The organism is Paenibacillus durus, from assembly GCF_000756615.1.
GTDB lineage: Bacteria > Bacillota > Bacilli > Paenibacillales > Paenibacillaceae > Paenibacillus_AQ > Paenibacillus_AQ durus.
Genome location: NZ_CP009288.1, coordinates 3,635,320 through 3,657,342, shown reverse-complemented (window position 1 = coordinate 3,657,342; position 22,023 = coordinate 3,635,320). Strand labels below are relative to the sequence as shown.

At 53.3% G+C, this 22,023-nt stretch carries 16 protein-coding genes; 15 read left to right on the top strand and 1 reads right to left on the bottom strand.

Features of this window, described 5'->3' with window-relative positions; genetic code table 11:
* Nucleotides 1-14: 14 nt before the first annotated feature.
* The 13 genes from PDUR_RS15485 to PDUR_RS15425 all read left to right on the top strand — a co-directional run bounded on the left by PDUR_RS15485 (nucleotide 15) and on the right by PDUR_RS15425 (nucleotide 19,644).
* Entirely contained in the window at nucleotides 15-263 is a 249-nt protein-coding gene (locus PDUR_RS15485; RefSeq protein WP_042207050.1) for an acyl carrier protein, read from the top strand.
* Nucleotides 260-1,762 (top strand): class I adenylate-forming enzyme family protein, encoded by a 1,503-nt coding sequence (locus PDUR_RS27350; RefSeq protein ID WP_081949547.1) that lies wholly within the window; start codon nucleotides 260-262, stop codon nucleotides 1,760-1,762. The genes PDUR_RS15485 and PDUR_RS27350 overlap by 4 nt, the downstream gene beginning before the upstream one ends.
* Nucleotides 1,759-2,763 (top strand): adenine nucleotide alpha hydrolase family protein, encoded by a 1,005-nt coding sequence (locus tag PDUR_RS15475; RefSeq protein WP_042207049.1) that lies wholly within the window; start codon nucleotides 1,759-1,761, stop codon nucleotides 2,761-2,763. Before PDUR_RS27350 ends, PDUR_RS15475 begins: the two co-directional genes overlap by 4 nt.
* A 28-nt stretch (nucleotides 2,764-2,791) precedes the next feature.
* Complete coding sequence (locus PDUR_RS15470) at nucleotides 2,792-4,612, top strand: KamA family radical SAM protein (protein WP_042207048.1); 1,821 nt, start codon at nucleotides 2,792-2,794, stop codon at nucleotides 4,610-4,612.
* Between the two features lie 27 nt (nucleotides 4,613-4,639).
* The gene (asnB, locus tag PDUR_RS15465; protein WP_042207047.1) at nucleotides 4,640-6,412 is read left to right on the top strand and encodes an asparagine synthase (glutamine-hydrolyzing); all 1,773 of its coding nucleotides are present in this window, start codon (nucleotides 4,640-4,642) and stop codon (nucleotides 6,410-6,412) included.
* A gap of 5 nt (nucleotides 6,413-6,417) precedes the next feature.
* Nucleotides 6,418-7,599 carry an acyl-CoA dehydrogenase family protein gene (locus PDUR_RS15460; protein ID WP_042207046.1) on the top strand — a complete coding sequence of 394 codons (1,182 nt, stop codon included), beginning with the start codon at nucleotides 6,418-6,420 and terminating at the stop codon, nucleotides 7,597-7,599.
* Complete coding sequence (locus PDUR_RS15455) at nucleotides 7,596-10,799, top strand: non-ribosomal peptide synthetase (RefSeq protein ID WP_042207045.1); 3,204 nt, start codon at nucleotides 7,596-7,598, stop codon at nucleotides 10,797-10,799. Before PDUR_RS15460 ends, PDUR_RS15455 begins: the two co-directional genes overlap by 4 nt.
* A gap of 58 nt (nucleotides 10,800-10,857) precedes the next feature.
* Entirely contained in the window at nucleotides 10,858-14,091 is a 3,234-nt protein-coding gene (locus tag PDUR_RS15450; protein ID WP_042207044.1) for a non-ribosomal peptide synthetase, read from the top strand.
* A gap of 29 nt (nucleotides 14,092-14,120) precedes the next feature.
* Complete coding sequence (locus PDUR_RS15445; protein WP_042207043.1) at nucleotides 14,121-15,020, top strand: thioesterase domain-containing protein; 900 nt, start codon at nucleotides 14,121-14,123, stop codon at nucleotides 15,018-15,020.
* Between the two features lie 66 nt (nucleotides 15,021-15,086).
* Nucleotides 15,087-15,848: an acyl-CoA dehydratase activase gene (locus tag PDUR_RS15440; protein WP_042207042.1), complete on the top strand. Its 762-nt coding sequence runs from the start codon at nucleotides 15,087-15,089 to the stop codon at nucleotides 15,846-15,848.
* 26 nt (nucleotides 15,849-15,874) lie between these two features.
* Nucleotides 15,875-17,260: an MATE family efflux transporter gene (locus tag PDUR_RS15435; RefSeq protein ID WP_042207041.1), complete on the top strand. Its 1,386-nt coding sequence runs from the start codon at nucleotides 15,875-15,877 to the stop codon at nucleotides 17,258-17,260.
* A 35-nt stretch (nucleotides 17,261-17,295) separates the two neighbouring features.
* Nucleotides 17,296-18,405, top strand: a complete 1,110-nt coding sequence (locus PDUR_RS15430) for a 2-hydroxyacyl-CoA dehydratase subunit D (RefSeq protein ID WP_042207040.1) — start codon at nucleotides 17,296-17,298, stop codon at nucleotides 18,403-18,405.
* 12 nt (nucleotides 18,406-18,417) lie between these two features.
* Nucleotides 18,418-19,644: a 2-hydroxyacyl-CoA dehydratase family protein gene (locus PDUR_RS15425; RefSeq protein ID WP_042207039.1), complete on the top strand. Its 1,227-nt coding sequence runs from the start codon at nucleotides 18,418-18,420 to the stop codon at nucleotides 19,642-19,644.
* Nucleotides 19,645-19,713: 69 nt separating this feature from the next.
* Here the strand turns inward: PDUR_RS15425 and PDUR_RS15420 are convergent, their stop codons facing one another.
* Complete coding sequence (locus PDUR_RS15420; protein ID WP_169744914.1) at nucleotides 19,714-20,496, bottom strand: 4'-phosphopantetheinyl transferase family protein; 783 nt, start codon at nucleotides 20,494-20,496, stop codon at nucleotides 19,714-19,716.
* 122 nt (nucleotides 20,497-20,618) lie between these two features.
* Between PDUR_RS15420 and PDUR_RS15415 the strand changes: the two genes are divergently transcribed.
* Both PDUR_RS15415 and PDUR_RS15410 read left to right on the top strand, forming a co-directional pair.
* Nucleotides 20,619-21,392 carry an NUDIX domain-containing protein gene (locus tag PDUR_RS15415; protein ID WP_042207037.1) on the top strand — a complete coding sequence of 258 codons (774 nt, stop codon included), beginning with the start codon at nucleotides 20,619-20,621 and terminating at the stop codon, nucleotides 21,390-21,392.
* 59 nt (nucleotides 21,393-21,451) lie between these two features.
* Nucleotides 21,452-22,003: a cysteine hydrolase family protein gene (locus tag PDUR_RS15410; protein ID WP_042207036.1), complete on the top strand. Its 552-nt coding sequence runs from the start codon at nucleotides 21,452-21,454 to the stop codon at nucleotides 22,001-22,003.
* The last annotated feature ends 20 nt before the right edge of the window (nucleotides 22,004-22,023 follow it).

Genomic DNA, 22,023 nt, shown 5'->3' with positions numbered 1-22,023 from the left:
AGGAGGCATTTATCATGAACGAAAGAGAACTCATTGCGGGTTTTATACAGGAATTGATCAATGAACCGGTATCCGATCATGCAAGCAACTTATTTGAGCAAGGATTCTTAACCTCACTGGATGTGCTTGATTTGCTGGCGTTCCTGGAGAATACCTTTGGGCTTGAGATTTCCGAAGAAGACGTGGATATGGAGAGCTTCGGCACGATCGACGGCTTGGTGGGACTCGTGGAAAGGAAGCGGAACCTTGGAGTGCGCCAATGATGTTCATTCCCGAATTGCTGTCCAAGGCGGCAATTGAACAGCCGGACAAGGAGGCTTTTCGCTGCAAGGGCCAGGGACTTACCTACATGGAAGCGGAAGCGGCGGTTGACGCCGTCATGGGCTTGCTTGTTGCCAAGGGGATTGGAAAGGGTGATCGTGTCGGCATTTTTTCATCCAAATGCCTGGATGAAATCATCGCTCTATTCGCCATTATGAGAATTGGCGCCGTCTTTGTCCATATCAATCCCTTTTTTAAAGAAGAGCAGCTGCGTCATATTGCGGCCGATTGCGGAATCAAGCTGCTGTTTCTGCATGAAGGCAAAACCGGGACTTTTCTTAAAGCGGAGCTTGCTGAGTCCGTTCCAAATGTGATTTCGCTGCCGCTGGCGGAATATAAACCCGGCGGTAAACCGGGGAAGATTGAGCCTAACCCGGCGTTGGAAGATGATCCTGCGGCCATTTTGTATACCTCCGGTTCTACCGGGAGACCCAAGGGCATCATCGTTACCCACCGTATTTTGTATGAATCGACAGTCGTGTCAGCCGGTCTGCTCGGGAACCATGCCGGCGACCGGATCATCAGCGTCACCCCATTTTCGTTTGACGGAGCTTTGAGCCAGTTGTTCACTTCCGTATTTGCCGGAGCAACACTGATCTTGCAAGATTCTGTCTTCCCCAAAGATATTGTCGGCACCTTGTTGACAGAACGAATCACCGGCTTTCATGCCGTTCCTTCTTTTTGGAGGATGCTGCTGCAAAGACATTCTCCTTTTGCCGGGCACCATTATCCTAATCTCAGATATATATCTATTATCGGGGAGGCTTTTCCCCACGACGAAATAAAGAAGCTTAGGTCTGTGCTGTCTAAGACCCGGTTCTACATGATGTACGGAACAACCGAGGCGTTCCGCTCCACCTGTCTCTTGCCGGAAGATTTTGACCGGAAATTCCCCTCGGCGGGCAAGCCGCTGCCGGGAGTGGAAATCGAAATCCTAAATCCGGAAGGCGAACCCTGCCGGCCCGGAGAGATCGGGGAAATTACCCATCAGGGGGCCTTCGTTTCACCCGGTTACTGGAATCTTCCCAAGCTGACGGCGGAGACATTCAGGAACGGAAGGCTGTACACGGGCGATTTGGGCTGGCTGGATGAAGAGGGCTTTCTTTACGTCGAAGGCCGTAAGGACATGATGCTCAAATTGATGGGAATCCGCGTCAGTCCTGAAGAAATCGAGGATGGCCTTTGCCGGATGCCCGGAATACAGGAAGTCGCCGCAGTTGGCATTACGGATACCAACGGCAACGTCCGCATCAAAGCGGTCATTGTCCGGGAGGAGGGCGCGTCTCTTGAGGCGCAGGATGTCATCTTGCACTGCAAACGGAATTTGCCGCATTACATGATTCCATATGAGGTCGAATTTTGCGACAGTTTGCCCAAGACGGCCACATTAAAAATCAATCGGTCCCTGTTGAGGGAGCCTGCAGGAGGAATGTCGTTGTGAAGCGTTGTACACGTTGCGTTCTGCCCGAGACCTATCCCGGAATTACGTTCGATTCGGATGGAGTGTGCTCCCTGTGCAGGCAAGCGGAGAACAGATCGGCCCTGCCTTCTTATGAGAAATTGCGCGTCAGGCTGTCGGAGCTGCTGGAGGATTGCAAGTCCGTCAAGCACAGATACGATGCACTGGTCGCGTTCAGCGGGGGGAAGGACAGCACTTTCCTGATTCATACCCTGAAGGAGAAATACGGCTTGTCGCTGCTGGCCTGTACTTTTGATAACGGCTATATGTCTGAAGCCTCTTTCCGCAATATGCGGACAGTGCTGAATGCGATGAACGTGGACCATCTGATTGTAAAGCCCCGGGCGGATATGATGAACAAAATTTTTCTTGGCAGCTCGGAGCCCGGCACTTATCCGCCCCATCTAACCGGTTTCGGCAGCGGAATTTGCATCTCGTGCATCCGTATGGTGACCACCATGTCGCTGAGGGTTGCCATAGAGAAGGGGATACCGCTCGTCATGCTGGGCAACAGTCCCGGCCAATTGATCCAGTCGGAGAACGAGATCATTTTTCAGGACAATAAAATACCTTATGAATTAAGGAAAAATCTGTTCCGGCCTCTTGCCGATCGTCTGGGAGACGAGGTTTATGACTATGTCATGCTGAGCAAAGAGGAATACCGAACCCGTCCGTTTCCGTACACCGTCAATGCATTTCCGCTAATCGGGTACGACGAGCGCAACATTTACGAAACGATTTCGTCGCTCGGATGGGTCAGACCGGAGGATGTAGACCCCAATTCATCGAACTGCCGCTTGAATTCGCTGGGAATTGTGAAGCATTTGGAGCACTACGGCTTCCACCCCTACGATTATGAAATGAGTTTGCTGGTACAACAAGGAATAATTACCAGAGAAGAAGCTTTGAGACGAGTCGAAGACCCTGCGGAGACGACATTAATCCTGTCGGAAGAAGTGGAGAAGAGCCTGATGTCTTCATGAATACCGACCGAAAGTGTGTGGTGGTAGTATGGCTTCCCGTGAAAAAATAACCGAATGGCTTGATGCCAATCCAGACATTTTGCGGCTCTTGGTGATGAGCGAGATTGTGGCGGAAGCCCGGGAGCGGCTGTTTGATTATTTGAATCAATGCGAACAGAACGTCCTTAAGAGCGATTGTCCGCTGCATCCGCTTGAACAGAAGAATGTAAGAAGCTGTATCGCGGTATTCCGCAATCTGATCTCCGAAGGAAATGAACGGAAGACGGGACACAGTTGTCTTGCTATCATTTGGGAAATGGCGACGGAGCACTGGAAGCAGGAGGACTGGCCGGATGTCAGCGACGCGTTTCTGGGGGAAATGGCTCATCTGTTCAAAGGTGTGATCGGCCTGTCGGGCATTTACTCCAAGTCGGGAATCTGCAAGCGGGAGGTACCCGAATTCGTCCATCTGGAAGGCCGGGAAGCAGCGGAGGCCAGGTCGGTCCATTTGGACCAAAAGGCGAATCAATATGAGGAGTTTATTAGCCAAAACGAATATATGACAGGGCTGCACCCGATGGTGAAAAAGAGCAGAGACGAGATGCGTGCGCGAATTCTGCGGTATTTAGGCGCCGAGGAAAGGGATTGGGCAGATTACAAGTGGCAGTTGCGCCACCGGTTTCAACGCTTGGAGGATATTGCTGAAATTATCTCCTTGTCGGATGAAGAGGAGGAGATGATCCGGGCGACAACGCGGCACCGGCTGCCGTTCGGGATTACACCCTATTATTTGTCCTTGATGGATATGGAATCATCCTTATCGGGCCGGGACCGCAGCTTGCGGGCGCAAGTCATACCTAACCGGATTTACCTGGATACCTACCTAAAGGCTTGTTCCGGCGGAAGGGAATCGCTGGATTTCATGCATGAGCGGGATACGTCTCCCGAGCAATCCGTAACCCGAAGATATGCAATGATCGCAATCGTCAAGCCTTACTTGTGGTGTCCGCAAATTTGCGTGTACTGTCAGCGGAATTGGGAGCTTGCCGATGAGGAAGATGATCATGCTGAGCCCGCTTTTCAGGATTTGGAGAAAGCGTTCGACTGGTTCCGGTCCAATCCCTCGATCAGCGAAGTGCTGATTACGGGCGGCGACCCGCTTACCGTTAGCAACGAGATGCTGGAATATGTCATCCGAAATTTGTTCGAGATGGAGCATATCCGGCGAATCCGGATTGGGACCCGAACGCTGGTGACGATGCCGATGCGGTTTGACGAGGAGCTGCTGCGCATTCTGTCCGCCTATCATAAGCCGCCCTTTAAAACGGTAACGATGATGACTCATTTTCAGCATGCCTACGAGATTTCCGAAGAGACGGCGGAGGCTGCGCTTAAACTGAAGAGAGCCGGAATCGACATTTACAACCAGCAGGTATTCACGCTATACAACAGCCGGAAGTTTGAGACGAGCTTCTTAAGGGAGCAGCTTCGGGCCATCGGGGTTACCCCCTACTACTTATTTAACCTGAAAGGCAAGGAAGAGACGGCGAATTTTAAAGTTCCCGTTGCCCGGCTGCTTCAAGAGCAAAAGGAAGAAGCGCGCCTGCTTCCCGGTACGGTAAGGACGGACAAGCCAGTATTCAACGTGCCTACACTGGGCAAAAACGATCTGAACGCCTGGCAGGATCACGATATCGTTATGATCCACAAGGACGGGAGCCGAATCTATGAATTTTATCCATGGGAGAAGTACATGGCTCCGGTCAATACCTTTTTGTTCAAGGATGAGCCTATCGGCAATTATTTGGCAAAGCTTGAAGAGCTGGGCGAGGATATCCAGGATTATAGGACCATCTGGTATTATTTCTAATCGCCTGTCGAGGCGCGGGGAGGAAGTATGTGCGGAATATGCGGCATTGTTAACACGGACGTGGAACACCAAGCCCTCGAAGCCGAGCTGCGGGACATGATTGCCCTGCTTCGCCACCGGGGGCCGGATGGAGAAGGGGTGCATATCGGCGCTGGAATCGGTCTAGGGCATACGCGGCTGTCGATTATCGACCTGGCCAACGGCGGGCAGCCGATGACGAATGAAGACGGAAGCATCTGGCTGACCTATAACGGCGAGATTTTTAATTTCCCGGAGCTGCGGCGCGAGCTGATTGAGCGAGGACATGCCTTTCGCACCAACTGCGATACGGAGGTTGTTGTTCACGCCTATGAGGAATACGGACCTGACTGCGTGCTTAAATTTAACGGGATGTTCTCCTTTGCGCTATGGGACGAACGAAACGAAACATTATTCATGGCAAGGGACCGGCTTGGAGTAAAGCCATTGTATTATACGGTGGCCGGCCATCGTTTTATTTTCGCTTCCGAAATCAAGGCGATTCTGTCCCATCCCTCGGTTAAGGCGGAGGTGCGGGAAGGTGCGGTTCCCGAGTACTTGTTCTGTACCGTCCTGCTCGAAGGGCAGACCATGTTCAAAAATATTCACTCTCTGCCCCCGGGTTATACGCTCAGCATACAGGGAACGAAGCTGAAATTGGCCCGGTACTGGAATATGAAGGCGGACATCGGGGAAGAACGCTCGCTTGATTCCTGGAAGGAAGAGACGCTGTCGCTGTTGACCGACTCCATATGGAAAAGACGCATAAGCGATGTTCCGTTCGGCTCTCTGCTCAGCGGGGGGCTGGATTCAAGCTTGCTGACGGCGCTCGCCGTAAGCGGCGGACCTGATTCCCGAATGCGTACGTTCTCGATGGAATACGGGGACAACCGGGACGTGAGCGCCTCCAATTCCGACACAGCCTATGCGAGACTCATGGCGGAACACCTCGGGACGGACCATCGGGAATTTATCTTCCGGACGGAAGATTACAGGGACATGATGGAGAAGGTCACCTGGCATATGGAGAAGCCCGTTGAATTGACGACGCCGTCCTTGTATTTGCTGTATAGGGAAATTAAAAAAGAGGTCTCGGTCGTCATTTCAGGTGAAGGGGCCGACGAACTGTTTGGCGGATACTTCTTCTTTCTGAACGGCGATCCTTCCGGGCAGATCTCCCAGTTCCCGTGGGCTCCCTATTACCGGGAAGTGTCCGGACTGCTTGACCAGGCCGTCGGGGAGCGGACCGGATTCCGGGACAAGGTAGAGTCATCGATCCGGGATTCGTTAAGACAGTTTCCGTCCCGGGACCCGCTCAACCGCATTTTATATTTATTCATGAAATATTATTTGCTTGAGATGCTGGAACGGCAGGACAAGACGAGCATGGCCTCGGGTGTGGAAGTTCGGGTACCTTTTCTGGATTACCGTATCGTGGAGAGCGTGATAAACCTTCCGTCGCAATACAAAATGAAGGATGGCAGCGAAAAATGGTTTCTGAAAGAAATCGGAAAGTCCGTTCTTCCTAGCGCCATTACCGGCCGGAAGAAGAAGCCTTTTCCCTTTCCGGTGGATCCCAAATCCGTTATCGCTCAGAGGCAGCAGGCCTCCGACCTGATCCGTTCCGGCAATTCCAAAATTTCAGCCTATTTCGATAAGAGAAAAACGATCGATTTTTTGAATAAAAGGGGCGATTACGCGGGGCTGGACAATTTGGCCGTCTTTCGCACATCGCATGCCTTGATCGCTCTCGAATTATGGCATAAAACGTTTGGAGTGTGAAAGCAATGACTGTTAACGAAATGCAGCAGATTGTGGAAGAAACGGCGGCGAACTTTATCAAGACCTTTGTGGAGCCGGCTGCGGGCGAGATCGACGAGCAGGAGACTTTTCCGATGAGCAATATGAAAGAAATGGGAAGGCTCGGCCTGCTCGGAATTCCTTTTCCCGAAGAATACGAAGGATTGGACCAGAGCTTTGCCTCTTACATTTCCTTCGTCCGTCAGCTTGCCGGCGCTTGCGCGTCAACGGCGATGACTGTCGTGGCCCATACCTGCCTAAGCGGCCATCCGATTCATTCCTTTGGTTCCCCCCTGCAAAAAACGGTGCACCTCAGCCGGTTAGCAACGGGAGAGGCGATCGGCGCTTTTGCGTTGACCGAATCAGGCAGCGGATCGGATATGGCTTCCATGCGGACAAGGGCCGTGGAGCATGACGATCATTATGTGTTGAACGGGTCTAAGACCTTTATCACCAATGCGAATGTAGCGGATATTTATCTTGTGGCGGCGAGCACGGCACCGGATAAAAAAATGCTCGGTCTTACCGTATTTATTCTGGAAAAAGGAATGAAAGGCATCTCAACTTCCTCCAAGAAGGAACGCAAGCTCGGGATGAGAGGCGCCGATATGGGCGAACTCATCTTCCAGGACGTGATCATTCCGAAGGAAAATGTCGTTGGACGCAAGAATTTTGGCTTGGAAGTTCTGCATGAAACGCTGGCAAGCGCCCGTATGGGTATGGCTGCAATCGCCGTCGGAATCGCCGAGGAAGCGCAGCGGCATTGTCTGCAGTATGTGAAGCAGCGTAAACAGTTCGATCAATACCTTTACCAGTTTCAGACAATCAAAAATATGCTCGCGGATATGGAAGTGAATCTGAATGCGTCCCGGCTGCTGCTGGAAAGGGCCGTGCACCTGAAGGACAGCGGCAAGCCCTTCGCCAAGGAAGCGTCGGAGGCCAAGCTGTTCGCTTCGGAAACCGCGACGCGAATCACTAAGGATGCCGTTCAAATTTTCGGGGGTTACGGTTATTCGCGAGAATTACCCCTGGAGCGGTTGTTTCGGGACGCTAAGCTAACGGAAATCGGTGACGGGACTTCGGAAATTCAGCGGCTAATCATTGCCGATGAGCTCATCAAGCGCAGGGCAAAGTCTTCATTTAATCCGGTAGGAGGGCAGAAGCTATGAGACAAGGCAAAAGAAAGTATCCAGCGATTGAGCATAGGGAAGAACGGAGGGATTACCCGCTGTCCTATCAGCAGGAACGAATTCTGTATCTGGATCAGTTGACGCAAGGTGGCGCCCTGTGGAACAAAGTATCGGCCAAGCGGCTGACGGGACGGCTGAACGCGGAAGCGATGCAGGCGGCCGTGGAGGAACTGGCCGGGCGCCACGCCGCGCTTCGGACGACGATTAAATGGGTCCAGCCCCCCGTCCAATCGTTCGGTTCCTTCTCGCCGGAGCAGTTCAGGCTGGTCGACCTGGAGCAAGGGGACCCGGACAGCCGGGAGCAGGCTTTGGCGGAATGGTTCTCCAAGGAATGCCGGGAGCCGATCGACATCCGGGGAGGCGATCCGCTCTTTCAGGCGATCCTGGTACCGTACGGAGCGGATCAGGCCCTCCTGGTCTTGAAGCTGCATCATATCGTCTCCGATGCGACGACGTTCCAGCTTCTGTGGCGGGACCTGAAGACGCTGTATAACCGCCGGACCGGAGCGGAGGCGGGTGAGCTGCCTCAGCCTGGCATCGCCTATGGCGACTATGCGCTGTGGCAAAAGGAGACGTTCGGGGAAGAGCGGACCTTGGAGCAGGAAGCGTACTGGCTGGAGCAGTTCAAGGGCGAGCTGCCCGTGCTGGACCTGCCGGCCGACTTTCCGCCGCCGCCGGGAATCAGCTTTCGGGGCGGGCTTGAGAAGCTGGATCTGCCGGACGACTTGATCGGCCGTCTGAAGTTCCAGTGTCTGAACAAGCGGGTCATCTTGTTCTCGGCGCTGCTGTCGGCTTATTACGTGCTGCTGCACAAATGCAGCCGCCAGGACGATGTGGTCGTCGGGACGGTGTTCGCCGGCCGGCATTACAGCCAGGAGCTGAGCCGGGCGGCAGGCTTCTTCGTGAACACGGTGGCGATCCGGGCCGAGGTCGACGGGGAAGGGGCCTGGGAGGACCTGATGAAGACCGTACATGGAAAAGTGGACGAGGCGTACTATATGCAGGATTATCCGTTCGAGCGGCTGGTGCGCAAGCTGAATCCGGATCGGCAGCATAGCCGGAATCCGATCTTCCGGGCGATGTTCAACATGGTGACGGAAGCGAAGGAAGAAGGCGGATTTGCGGACCTTGCGGAGACGTGGCAGGAGGCGGAAAGCGACGCGACGCAGGCGGACCTGCTGTTTGATATCCGGCAGCGGGAAGGGGAGACGGCGGTATGGGCGGAGTACAACAGCGACCTGTTCCGGCCGGAGACGGTGCGCCGGCTGCTGAAGATGTACGGCAATCTGCTTAAGGACATTGCCGAAAGACCGGATGCGCAGGTGAAGGAGCTGCGAATGACGGACGCGGCCGAGCGGGAGAAGCTGGTTAAGGAATTCAATGATACCCGCGCAGCCTATCCGGCGGACAAATGCATCCATGAACTGTTTGAGGAACAGGCAAACCGCACCCCGGACCGGACGGCTCTCGTTTTCCTGGAGCATGCCATGACCTATGAGGAGCTGAACCGCCAAGCCAATCGGCTGGCCCGCTATCTCCGTGACAAGGATATTGCGGCGGGAAGCGTCGTTGGTATTATGAGCGAGCGCTCCTTCGAGCTGGTGATTTCCATTCTGGCCGTTCTCAAAGCGGGAGCCGCCTACGTGCCCGTCGATCCGCAGATTTCCGCGGAGCGGAGACGTTATATGCTGGAGGACAGCAATGCCCGCTTGCTGCTCGTCCATCCCGTGCTGGACGGAGCGGATAGCAGCCCGGTTCCAGTAGTCAGCATCCAGGAAGCGCTGGCTTCCGTCAATTCGGCAGATCATCTGGAGCCCGTCAGCCATGCGGAAGATTTGGCCTATATCATGTACACCTCGGGCTCAACCGGCAAACCGAAAGGCGTTATGGTCGAGCACGGCTCCGTACTGAATACATTGTTTTATATGCAGCAGACCTTCCCGGTTCATTCTAACGACGCCCATCTGCTCAAGACTCACTTTGCTTTTGATGTTTCCGTTTCCGAGCTGTTCGGCTGGTTCTTTGAGGGCGGCAAGCTGGTGATCTTGGAACCGGGAGCGGAAAAGGAACCGGTCAAAATCGTGAAGGCGATCACGGAACACGGGGTTACCCATGCCAATTTCTCGCCGTCCTTTCTTCAAGCGTTCTCGGAAGATCTTAAGGCGAGGGGAATCCGTGAGTTGATCAGCTTGCGGTATGCGTTTGCCGCCGGAGAAGCGCTTAAACCCCATGTCGTCAGATCCTTCCATGAACAAGTAAGCGGCACGGAATTGGTCAATGTGTACGGTCCGACGGAAACGACCATTTATGCGACTTGCCACCGTCTCCGGCAGGACACGCCGGAAGAGCAAGTTCCGATCGGAGCTCCGCTGACGAATATGCAGGCCTATGTCCTGGATCGTTACAGCCAGCTTTTGCCGATAGGCTTGATCGGGGAACTATGCCTTTCGGGACCGGGACTCGCGCGCGGATACGCGAATCTTCCCGAACTTACAGCCGAGAAATTCGCTCCGAACCCTTACCGCCCTGGAGAAAGATTGTACCGCACCGGAGATTTGGTCCGCAGACGGGATAACGGCACACTGGACTATATTGGCCGGATTGATCAACAAGTCAAAATTCGCGGATTCCGGATTGAGCCTGGCGAGATCGAAGAAACGCTGGCTTCGCATCCGTCGATCTTGTCGGCGGCAGTCATCGCCAGAGAGGATGAGCCTGGCCGTCAGATGCTGGTTGCTTACTGTGTCGTGAATCCGGACACCGAGGTACCGGAAGAGGAATGGAAGCGGCATCTGGCCGAGTGGCTGCCGTCCTATATGATACCTTCCGCCTTTATCCGGCTGGAGTCTATGCCTCTGAATAAGAGCGGTAAGGTCGACCGCTCCGCACTGCCTATTCCCGGCCTTAATAAAGATTCGGAGAATGAACCTGAACAACCGGTAAGCGAAGTGGAACGGAAGTTAATTGAAATAACCGAGTCCATTCTAAACCTATCCGGCATTCATCCGAATGATAATTTTTTCGATTTAGGCGGCAATTCGTTGTTAACGATCCGTTTTATTACAGAGATTGAACAGACATTCGGCATCAGTCTGTCACTCATGGATTTCATCGATCTGCCCGTCCTGGCGAAATTGGCAAAAACGGTTGAATCCCTGCTGCCCGTCGGCGCTTCTTAATCTGTAAGAGGCGCTCGGCAAGCTCTTCACATTATTCAAATAACGGGGAGTGAAATCATTGACAACTTCGATAAGGAGATATCCGGCGATTGAGCACAGGGTAGAACGGCGGGATTACCCGCTGTCCTATCAGCAGGAACGCGTCCTGTATCTGGACCAGTTGACGCCGAATGGCGCCTTGTGGAACCTGATATCGGCCAAGCGGCTGACGGGCAGACTGAACGCGGAAGCGATGCAGGCGGCCGTGGAGGAACTGGCCGGGCGCCACGCCGCGCTTCGGACGAAGATTGAACTGGCCCAGCCCCCCGTCCAATCGTTCGGTTCCTTCTCGCCGGAGCAGTTCAGGCTGATCGACCTGCCGCAAGGGGACCTAGGCAGCCGGGAGCAGGCTTTGGCGGAATGGTTCTCCAAGGAATGCCGGGAGCCGATCGACATCCGGGGAGGCGATCCGCTCTTTCAGGCAATCCTGGTACCATACGGAGCGGATCAGGCCCTCCTGGTCCTGAAGCTGCATCATATCGTCTCCGATGCGACGACATTCCAGCTTCTGTGGCGGGACCTGAAGACGCTGTATAACCGCCGGACCGGAGCGGAGGCGGGTGAGCTGCCTCAGCCTGGCATCGCCTATGGCGACTATGCGCTGTGGCAAAAGGAGACGTTCGGGGAAGAGCGGACCTTGGAGCAGGAAGCGTACTGGCTGGAGCAGTTCAAGGGCGAGCTGCCCGTGCTGGACCTGCCGGCCGACTTTCCGCCGCCGCCGGGAATCAGCTTTCGGGGCGGGCTTGAGAAGCTGGATCTGCCGGACGACTTGATCGGCCGTCTGAAGTTCCAGTGTCTGAACAAGCGGGTCATCTTGTTCTCGGCGCTGCTGTCGGCTTATTACGTGCTGCTGCACAAATGCAGCCGCCAGGACGATGTGGTCGTCGGGACGGTGTTCGCCGGCCGGCATTACAGTCAGGAGCTGAGCCGGGCGGCAGGCTTCTTCGTGAACACGGTGGCGATCCGGGCCGAGGTCGACGGAGAAGGGGCCTGGGAGGACCTGATGAAGACCGTGCACGGGAAAGTGGACGAGGCGTACTATATGCAGGATTATCCGTTCGAGCGGCTGGTGCGCAAGCTGAATCCGGATCGGCAGCATAGCCGGAATCCGATCTTCCGGGCGATGTTCAACATGGTGACGGAAGCGAAAGAAGAAGGCGGATTTGCGGACCTTGCGGAGACGTGGCAGGAGGCGGAAAGCGACGCGACGCAGGCGGACCTGCTGTTTGATATCCGGCAGCGGGAAGGAGAGACGGCGGTATGGGCGGAGTACAACAGCGACCTGTTCCGGCCGGAGACGGTGCGCCGGCTGCTGAAGATGTACGGCAATCTGCTTGAGGACATTGCCGAAAGACCGGACGCGCAGGTGAAGGAGCTGCGGATGACGGACGCGGCCGAGCGGGAGAAGCTGGTTAAGGAATTCAACGATACCCGCGCAGCCTATCCGGCGGACAAATGCATCCATGAACTGTTTGAGGAACAGGCAAGCCGCACCCCGGACGCGATCGCACTAAGTGGAGCCGGTAAGGTATGGACCTACGCCGAACTGAAGGCGAGGTCCAACCGGCTGGCCCGCGTGCTGCAAAGCCGGGGAATCGGTCCCGAGTCCGTCGTGGCCATTCTGGCGGGACGTTCTCCCCACATGATACTCGGCATACTTGCCATTCTGAAGGCAGGCGGCGCTTATTTGCCCATCGATCCTTCTTATCCGCCGGAGCGTATCGAATTTATGCTGCGGGACAGCGGCGCGGCGCTTGTGCTTGTCCAGGCGGCAATACCGGGACAAGGAAATACTTGGCTAGAAGCTGGGTACGCGGGTATTGAAGTTGTTAAAGTCGAAGTGCAGGAGGATGGAGCGGCTCTAGGCGGTGCGCCCGATTGCGCTAACCTGGTGAACACAAGCAAGCCAGGCTCTCTGGCGTATATCATGTACACCTCCGGTTCAACCGGACATCCGAAGGGCGTGATGGTCGAGCATCGAAACGTCGTCCGGCTGGTGAAGAACGGCGGGTATTTAGAGCTTCAAGAAGGGATGAGAATGCTGCTGACCGGCTCGCCTTCGTTCGATGCGGCAACCTTCGAAATATGGGGCGCCTTGCTAAATGGTCTAACGCTGTATGTAGCGGAAGAGGATGTTTTGCTGAAAGCTGATAAGCTGGGCATCTTTATCGCGGAGCATCAAATCAATCTGCTGTGGCTGACAACCCCCTTATTCCGTCAATTGGCGGAACAACAGCCGGACCTGTTCTCGCCGCTGACTGCGCTGCTGGTAGGCGGTGATGTACTGCCGGCGAAGGCTGCAGCTCGGGTACGGCAAGCCTGTCCGGGATTAACTCTGCTGAATATGTACGGGCCTACGGAAAATACAACGTTTACTACCTTCCACAAGGTCGGCGAGGAGACGGCAAGCCGGGTTCCGATCGGCAAACCGATTGCGAATACGGCGGTATACATTATGGACGGTTACGGGAATCTGCTGCCGCCGGGCGCTGCGGGCGAGCTGTGCATAGGCGGAGACGGTCTGGCCCGCGGATATATGAACCGGCCCGATCTGAATGCAGAGAAATTTATATCCGTTTCGTTTCTTCCGGACGAACGCTTATACCGGTCCGGAGACCTGGCGAGATGGCTGCCGGATGGGAGCGTTGAGTTCTTAGGCAGGATCGACCAGCAGGTGAAAATTCGCGGCTACCGGATCGAGCCTGGGGAAATCGAGCGGGTATTGATCAGCCATCCGGGTATCCGGGAAGCGGTGGCTGTTGTCAATGAGACGCAGGAAGGCGAGAAACGTATCGTCGCTTACCTTGTTTTGCAAGGGGCGGCGAAAGGCGATGCCCACACGTGGCGTTCTTTTCTGGAGGGGCATTTGCCGTCTTACATGATTCCCTCCCTGTTCATTCCGCTTGATTCACTGGTCTTGAAGGCAAACGGCAAGGTTGACTTGGCGGCGCTGCCTGATCCGGAAGAAGTCCCTGTGTTGCTTCACGCGGAGAAGCAAGCGCCCCGTTCAGATACGGAACGGAAAATGGCGGAGTTGATTAAAAAAATGTTCCATCTTGAAGAAGCGAATATGAACGACAATTTATATCTTCTGGGCGGAAACTCTCTGCTGTTCATCAATGTGGCGCTGGAAGTCGAGAAGCTGTTTCATGTGGAGCTTTCCATTATGGATGTGATGGAATCCGCTACGGTGGGCGAGCTTTCAGCGAAGGTGGAGCAGCTGCTGGGAGACGATTTGCTCTTGAACAGGTAACCGAATTTGATACAAGGAGGGACTGCGGCATGAACGCGCCGACTAACGGCAGCTTGTATTCCTCTTGGCCTTACCCGGCCAGAACCCGGCCGATTTTGCTCGGACGGGGAGTGAGTCCCACGAGAACATTGTTTCTCATCCATGACGGAACCGGAGGAATTGAAGGCTATTTCAAGCTGTGCACCCGAATTCGGTCCGACTTCTCCGTATACGGAATCTTGTACAACGAATTAAGCGACGGCATTCCTCAGACGTTGTCTATTCCGCAATTATCCAAGGATTATATCGGCAGGATCGCGGAAATACAGGCATCGGGGCCCTATTATTTAGCCGGCTGGTCAATAGGAGGAACGATCGCGTTTGAGATGGCGAGCCAGCTGGAGGCCGGCGGCCACGAAGTCGCTTTTTGCGGGCTGTTTGATCCGCCTCCGCCGGGATATTACCCGGCCGAATCGCTGGGTAGCTCTACCTTGCAAGCAGAGCTGGAATGGCTGTCGAAGTATGCCGTGTCCCAGACGGACAAGAACCGGCTTGCGCAGTGCCGCAGCCTGGACGAATTATGGCGCACATTCGCAGGCCAGGAAGAGGAAGGCGGTATTGACTCCGGCCTCTTTCGGCGGACAATAGCGGAGCAGTGGCAGGTTCCGGTGCTGACTGTCTCCAAAGCCCCGTTTCGTGAATGGTTATGCTCCTTCAATACGATACGGAGTCTGCATGCGGCGAGAACGGAGTATCAGCCTGACCGTTATCTGTCGTCGCCTGTCCATCTGTTCGCCGCCACTTGCTCGCCGATTCCGGAGCTTACGGAATGGGGCCGTTATTGCAAAACGCTGAAGATGTACCCTTTACAAGGGGACCATTATTCAATCTTTGATCATGAGCATGTGGAATCTTCAGCCGTTCAGTTAAACACCGCGCTGCAAGAGTAACGCCGGACAGTCCGCGTGGACGAATGACGGAAAGCAAAATAATAATAAGCAAAGGGGATGTCTTCCATGATATCAGTGGGAATCGATATCGGATCGCTGTCCACTAAGTCTGCGATTCTAAAAGACAAGCAGGATGTCATAGCCTATGATGTCGTTTATACGGGAGGTAACAACAGAGCCTCCGCGGAAATTACTTACCGAAATGTGCTTGAAAAGGCGGGATTGTCGGAGCAAGACGTCGACGTCGTGGTGACGACAGGGTATGGACGGGAAAATGTGCCTTTTTCCAATAAGAACGCTTCGGAAATTATCTGCCACGCCAAAGGCATGCATTTTCTGAATCCCGAAATCCGGACCATCCTTGATATCGGCGGACAGGACAGCAAAGCCATTCAGATCGACGAAAACGGCGGTGTGGTCAATTTCATGATGAATGACAAATGCGCGGCCGGCTGCGGCAGATTTCTCGATATTATCGCCCGGGCGCTGGGTGTCAAGCTGGAGGACCTGGGCGAACTTTCCCGCGAAGCGGAGACTTCGGCGCGAATCAGCAGCATGTGCACGGTATTTGCGGAAACGGAAGTGGTCTCCCTTGTCGCGGTCGGAACACCGGCTCCCAATATCATTCGGGGAGTGCATGATTCTATCGCCACAAGAGCCGTCGCCTTGCTCAAATCCGTCGGTATCCAGGGGCCGCTTGGGATGAGCGGAGGCGTTGCCAAAAATGTCGGCGTGATCAGCGCGCTTGAAAGCATTCTGAAACAACCGGTAAACGTGACCAATTACCCGCAGGTTACGGGTGCGATCGGGGCCGCTTTTATCGCCTGATTTGCAAGCAAATGGAGGAGTGAACGTTGAAATCTGCAGAACCTGATATCACGTATCGTTCGATTATCGGCATTACCTATCCGATCATCCTGTCCATGTTTTCCATGAACATCATGGTGTTTGTCGACCGGGCTTTTGTGGCGAGGTATGATCTGGTCGAGTTTGCGGCTACGCTTCCCGCAGGAAACGCCGCAACGGCTATCGCGAATTTGTTCATCGGAATGATCGCCTTTGTTTCTACCCTCATTTCCCAGTATTACGGAGCGGGTAAGTACGAACGATGCGCATCCTCCATGTGGCAAGGGGTTTATCTGAGCATCCTGTTTTCGGCAGTGCTGCTGCTGCTCTCGCCGTGGACTTCGTTGTTGTTCGACATGTTGGGACATACAGGCGAGCTGCTTGTCTATGAAAAAAGATTTTTTCATCTGATCCTTCTGTCAAGCTGTGTGCAATTGTTCTCAACCTCCGTCTCAGGACTGTTTCGGGGAGTAGGCGACACCAAAATCATCATGATTGCGGCAATCGCCGGCAACTTGTGCAATATTGCACTCGATTGGCTGCTGATTTTCGGCAATCTCGGTTTTCCCGAAATGGGCGGCGTCAACGGAGCGGGCACGGCTACAATCGGAGGCTGCCTGTTCACCTTCATTATTTATCTGGCCATGCTCTTTCTGCCTAAATACAAGGACAGCTTCGGCAGTCTCCGGAATTTCAGGCCGGATAAGGAAGCCATTTTGAAAGTGATTCGTTTTGGTTTTCCCGCAGGAATTCAGGCTTTTGTTCAGACAGGCTATTACAGCTTGCTGCTGATTATTATCGGAGGGATTGGCGAAGTGTCTCTGGCTGCCGCCAACATTGTTTTTACCATTGAAGGTCTGTCCATCTTTCCCGTATTGGGGCTGGGTACGGCCGTTGGCATTATCGCGGCTCAGGAGAGAGGGGCCGGGCGGTCGGAGCGGATTCCACTTGTGGTAAGGAAAGGAATCATGCTGAGCCTGGTCTTCAGCGCCTTGATCATTATTCTGTTCAACGTGCTGCCCGTCGCCCTAATCTCGATCTTCCAGGATCATGATAGCCGGGGGATGTTCGAGCAAATCAAGCAGGCGGCCCTTCCGCTCGTCCGGATTACATCCGTATGGATTGCGTTCGATACGATGGTCATTCTCCTTATTAATGTGCTGAAGTCGATAGGCGACACCTTTTTCATTATGGTGGTTTATTTGACGATGCCGGCAATTTTCTACCTTATTTTCCCTTACTGGATTTGTGTTGTCCATGGCCGCCCATTGATTTGGGTATGGTGGGATTTGCTGATCTACACGTTCTTGATGCTGGGTCTTGTCGCTGTCCGGTTCAGGAGCGGCAGATGGAAGAGGATTCACGTTATCCATTCGCAAGCCGCGGATGCATAGCCGAACTGCCAATAATGCGAAACAGGAGGAGCGATATGATTGAGCAAGCGGAAATATTTGCTTTGATGAACCGGAATCGAACCGAATTCGTTAAATCGTCGGGCAGACCTGCCATTGGCTGGCTGTCGATCTATACGCCCGAAGAAATCTTATATGCGGCGGGTCTGGTTCCATTCCGCATTACAGGAGAGTTTGCGCAGAACACTTCGGAAGCCGGCTCGATGATTTGCAGCAATTTTTGCTCTTACTTGCTTCATTCCCTTAGCGAGGGCATTGAGGGTATTTACGATTTTGCGGACGGAATTGTCATTGTCGATGAATGCGATTGGCGCAAAAGACTTTATGAAACATGGAAAAAACAGTTGAATCCTCCATTCACCTATTATTTGGAGCTTCCAAAGATGATTACGCCGGAATCCAAAGCCTATTTCAGACTGCAGCTCAAGAAGTGGGTTGCGGCGTTGGAATCGCACTATCATATTCAGATTACCAACGAAGCGCTGCACCGTTCGATTTCACTTCACAACGAAACGCGGACTCTGCTCCAGCGGTTGTACAAGCTTAGACAGTCGGACTGTAGTCCGGTGACGGGCATGGAGGCGCTGCAAATCATGAAGGCCGCAACTGCGGGCCGCAAAGAAGAATTTAACCTTGAACTGGCGAGATTTCTGGATGATCGGGAAGCGCGCAATGAACCGCCGACGAAGCGGCATCGCGTCTTAGTGTGCGGCAGCTATTTTGACCAGCCCGAATTGGTGGAAATCATCGAACAGACCGGAGCGCAGATTGTCTGCGAAGATACGAGCATCGGCATCAAATATGCGGAGGGCAGCATTGAGGAGACCGAAGACCCTCTTACGGCAATCGCCGATTACTATCTTGAAAAAGCGACCTGCGCCAGAATGTTCGACTCGGACATCCGCCTGAACCATTTACTGGATCTAATCGAGACATATGAGGCCGACTCCGTGATCTATTTCACATTGAAGTTTTGCGATATTTACCTTATGGACTATCCCTACGTGATGAACCGTCTGCAACAGCGGGGGATTTCCGTCTTGTTCATTGAAGGGGAACAGCAAATGTCCAATATTCAAAGCATTAAGACGCGGGTTCAAACCTTTCTTGAAACCCGGATGTTCTGAAAGGAGACGCCGATGAATCTATTTGAAGTTGCGGACAGCGACCGCAAGTCGCAGCACCGGAATATGACGGAGGTGCTGGAGGCTTGCCGTATCCAGGATTTGTCCAGTACCACACATTTGAAGGCAAGCCGGATTCGGTCGCTGCTTAATGCATACCGTCTTTCAAAGGCTTATGAGCCGGACTCGAAGGTTGCCTATGTCGTCGAGCAGTTTCCCAATGAGCTGGTTTACGCCCTGGGGATGATTCCGTGGAATATCGAATCGATGGCGATTCTTTTAGCCCAGTATGGGTCCGCGGATTCGTTCATCAACCTGACGCAGCAAAATCACGTTTCACGGGATATCTGCTCCTTTCTTAGAGGATCGTTCGGCGTTATCATGGCTAATTGTTATCCGAATCCGGATATCGTGCTCGCCAATGACCAGCCCTGCGATTGCCTGAGCAAGCTTGCCAATGTTGCCAGCAAATATTACCGGAGCCCTTTCTTCTCGATTACAACGCCGACGGAATTGAATGATGATACATTGGATTATCTGGCTGAGCAGCAGAGAATACTGGTGAAGGACATGGCGGCGGCGCTGGATATGGAGTTTCATGAGTCGGAAATTGACCGGGTGGTCCGCCAGTCCAACGAAGCCCGGGAGTATTATTGCAAAACGGCGGATTTATTGCGGGATCACCGCTTGCCCGGTGTTTCAAGGGAGCTTCTGGAGATTTTCTCGATGAACGCTTTCGGACTGCCGGAGAATGTACAATTATGCAAAACGTTGTACCAGGAAGCGTTGGAGATGAGCAACAAGCCGGATAGCAAAAAAAGCGGGAAACGGGTGCTATGGGCGGGACAGGCACCGGACGGTTCGCATGAAATCATGCGGTATATGGAGGAGGAAGTGGAGGTCATTTTCTGGGCTCCGCTTTGGAGCAGCAATATCATGAAGCTGGACCCGGATGATCCTTACCGCAGCATCGCCCGAAGGGCCATCGAATATCACTGGCATATGGAAAGGCTTCAAGCGAATTTGGCAGAGGTATGCGACTCTTATGGAATTGACGGCATCGTTATTTCAAATGCGTGGGGCTGCCGGAATATGCTGGCGCTAAGCCCGATGATGCGGGAAGTATGCGGGGAAAAGAAAATCAAGTACTTAACCATTAATGTGGATTTTATCGACCGGAACAACTATGCATTTAATCATGTGAAGAACAGAATTGATGCTTTCCTGGAGATCCTCATGTAGCCTCACCCATTAAAGAGCCAGCGATATCACGCGAGCCATTGTTCTTTGTACACGAAGAGCAATGGCTTGTTATATTTCCTCCAGTATCCGGCATAAAGCCGGAAAAGACATAAACTTGAACTGGTCCGGAATGTCCTCTGTTTCGGCGCAAGCCGAGAGGGAATGGCGGTCATCGGCTTTGAAACTTTTAAAGTGGAACCTGTCGGCTTCCGGAGAGAACCATTCATTATCACCTTTTTGGACTAGTGAAAAATCATTAAAGGGTATAGACAGTCCCTTCCCCATGGCTTTAACATAGCTTTCCTTAAGTGTCCAGAGACGAAAGAAATATTCCAATTGATCCTTCCCCTGCTTTATCACAAGATCGCGATACTCGGTATCTGCAAAAAAACGTTCAGCAATCTCCATGTGTATAGGCTTGATTTCCTCAACGTCCACCCCAAGCGCCTGCTGACGATGGTCCCAGATGATGACTGCCCAGCTTCCGGAATGTGACAGATTGAATGAAAAGCTAGGATATTCAGCAAGAAAAGGCTTGCCGTAACGATTATAAACAAATCGGATGGCCTCATTTTTGCAGCCGATATATTGACAAGCCGTGACGCGGACGAGCAGTTCTCCCAATAAGGAACGGTATAGATCTTCCTTGCGCCGGTATTTTGAGAGTTTATCTCTCTTTTTTTCGCTTACTTTGTTCATTAGCAGTTCCAAACCGTCCGGCTCAATGAACTCGGGAATTCGCAATGCAATGATTTCCATATCGATGCTCCTCTTTACAAACGTTGGTGGATGAATTATAAGTATAATTCTGTAAAACGGGCAAAAGTCCTTTTCTAAGGCCATAATAGCCATCTGAAGCGCCTTTCGCATGGAATATGTAACTTTATGATACAAGGTTGTTGATTTTCGAAGTTTAGGTTTGGTAACATCTAAGGATACGATCAACTAAATTAGCTGCGGCAAAGGATGGATTTATGGTGAGCCAGAACGGGGAACAACACTACAACGCCAAAAAATACCGCACTCCGGATGGTGTTCCGGCCGATATCGTCATGTTTACCTTAACGAAACGCGAGCGGAAGACCGTCACCAAGACGCTTCCGATCCGTGAACTGAGAGTCATGCTGATCAAGCGGAAGAAGTGGCCTTGCGAGGGAATGTGGGCGCTTCCGGGCGGATTCTGCCAGGAGGACGAGTCGATATATGATGCGGCTACAAGGGAATTAAAAGAAGAGACCGGGGTCGATGGCGGCCACCTGGAATACTTGGGGGTGTACAGTACGCCGGGACGGGACCCTCGGGGATGGATTATCAGCCATGCTTTCTTTGCGCTGGTTGAGGAATGGATGCTTGAACAGAGACGGGCTTCCGACGATGCGGGAGAAGTAGGTCTGTTTACGCTGCAGGAGGCGCTGGAAGAGCTGGAGCTGGCTTTTGACCATCATGCCATCATTTCGGAAGCCTACCTGAGAATTCAGCAGCAGATGCTGCAGACAACGATTGCGAAGCAGTTCCTGCCGCGTCATTTTACGCTGAGCGAGCTGTATCAGGTCATTCAGACGGTAGTGCCGGAATTCAAGGAGCCTAACTTTATCCGCAAAATCACTTCCACACGCAGCCGCCAGGGCATTTTGCAGGAAGTGCGGGACGAGGACGGCAATCCGATGAGCTCCAACCAATATTCCCAGCGTCCGGCGCAGCTGTATATGTTTACCGATCATCAGCCGCTGCTGTCCATCTATACGTAATCTTGAGCTTGGACTTGGCAATGGGGGAGAAGCTGAGATTCTGGGAGGAGGCTGCTTGCATGAGAGCGCTGATCGTAATCGATTATACGAAGGATTTTGTCGATGGCAGCCTGCCGGTGGGACAGCCGGGGGTCGATATTGAGGAAAGGATCTGCCGATTGACTGGTGAATTTGCAGAGAACGGCGATTATGTGGTGATGGCTGTGGATTTGCATGAGCAGGATGATGCCTTTCATCCGGAGAGCAGGCTGTTTCCGCCCCATAATCTCCGGGGAAGTGAAGGAAGGGAGCTGTACGGAAGGCTGAAGGATATATATGAGGCCCGCCGGGATGACATCTATTGGATGGACAAGACCCGCTACAGCGCTTTTTGCGGCACCGACCTGGAACAGAAGCTTCGGGAGCGGGGGATCACAGAGCTGCACCTGATCGGCGTATGTACGGATATATGCGTATTACATACCGCAGTAGATGCTTACAATAAAGGCTTTTCGATTGTTGTGCATGAGGACGCCGTAGCCAGCTTCAACCCGGAAGGACATGCCTGGGCGCTGGGGCATTTTGCCGGAAGTCTGGGCGCCAAAGTGGTTAAAGACGCGAAGTCATTATAACAATATATCTTGATGTGAGG

Excerpts from the sequence above, each read along its gene's own strand:
- PDUR_RS15485 (WP_042207050.1), top strand. The coding sequence starts at position 15 with ATGAACGAAAGAGAACTCATTGCGGGTTTTATACAGGAATTGATCAAT.
- PDUR_RS27350 (WP_081949547.1), top strand. The coding sequence starts at position 260 with ATGATGTTCATTCCCGAATTGCTGTCCAAGGCGGCAATTGAACAGCCG.
- PDUR_RS15470 (WP_042207048.1), top strand. The coding sequence starts at position 2,792 with ATGGCTTCCCGTGAAAAAATAACCGAATGGCTTGATGCCAATCCAGAC.
- asnB (WP_042207047.1), top strand. The coding sequence starts at position 4,640 with ATGTGCGGAATATGCGGCATTGTTAACACGGACGTGGAACACCAAGCC.
- PDUR_RS15460 (WP_042207046.1), top strand. The coding sequence starts at position 6,418 with ATGACTGTTAACGAAATGCAGCAGATTGTGGAAGAAACGGCGGCGAAC.
- PDUR_RS15455 (WP_042207045.1), top strand. The coding sequence starts at position 7,596 with ATGAGACAAGGCAAAAGAAAGTATCCAGCGATTGAGCATAGGGAAGAA.
- PDUR_RS15445 (WP_042207043.1), top strand. The coding sequence starts at position 14,121 with ATGAACGCGCCGACTAACGGCAGCTTGTATTCCTCTTGGCCTTACCCG.
- PDUR_RS15440 (WP_042207042.1), top strand. The coding sequence starts at position 15,087 with ATGATATCAGTGGGAATCGATATCGGATCGCTGTCCACTAAGTCTGCG.
- PDUR_RS15430 (WP_042207040.1), top strand. The coding sequence starts at position 17,296 with ATGATTGAGCAAGCGGAAATATTTGCTTTGATGAACCGGAATCGAACC.
- PDUR_RS15425 (WP_042207039.1), top strand. The coding sequence starts at position 18,418 with ATGAATCTATTTGAAGTTGCGGACAGCGACCGCAAGTCGCAGCACCGG.
- PDUR_RS15420 (WP_169744914.1), bottom strand. The coding sequence starts at position 20,496 with ATGGCTATTATGGCCTTAGAAAAGGACTTTTGCCCGTTTTACAGAATT.
- PDUR_RS15415 (WP_042207037.1), top strand. The coding sequence starts at position 20,619 with ATGGTGAGCCAGAACGGGGAACAACACTACAACGCCAAAAAATACCGC.
- PDUR_RS15410 (WP_042207036.1), top strand. The coding sequence starts at position 21,452 with ATGAGAGCGCTGATCGTAATCGATTATACGAAGGATTTTGTCGATGGC.